The following is a 366-nucleotide window of genomic DNA, read 5'->3' on the forward strand; positions in this document are numbered from 1 at the left end:
AGGAGGTGCAGGCTGGTCCTGACGGTGGCTTCGAACTGATCAGCAAAACGCCACAAGGCAGCGGTACGATCCAGGCTGTGGCGATTGATGCGGCGGGCAACGTCAGTGTGCCAGCCACTGTCGAGTATGTTGCTAACCCGGAGATTGATACCACAGCGCCGACCCCGCCATCTGACCTGCAAGTGGTCACGCAAAAGGACGGTACGGTCAAGGTCAGCGGCAAGGCAGAGCCGAACAGCAAAGTCACTGTGACCCTGATTGATGGCACGAAGCAGGAGGTGCAGGCTGGTCCTGACGGTGGCTTCGAACTGATCAGCAAAACGCCACAAGGCAGCGGTACGATCCAGGCTGTGGCGATTGATGCGG

General features: G+C 59.3%; 1 protein-coding gene. It reads left to right on the forward strand.

Features of this window, described 5'->3' with window-relative positions:
• A partial coding sequence (locus DK261_RS33045; RefSeq protein WP_256597581.1) for an Ig-like domain-containing protein occupies positions 1-366 on the forward strand: 366 nt, incomplete at both ends.

The organism is Pseudomonas sp. RW409 (assembly GCF_003184125.1).
In the GTDB taxonomy this organism is placed as follows: domain Bacteria; phylum Pseudomonadota; class Gammaproteobacteria; order Pseudomonadales; family Pseudomonadaceae; genus Aquipseudomonas; species Aquipseudomonas chlororaphis_I.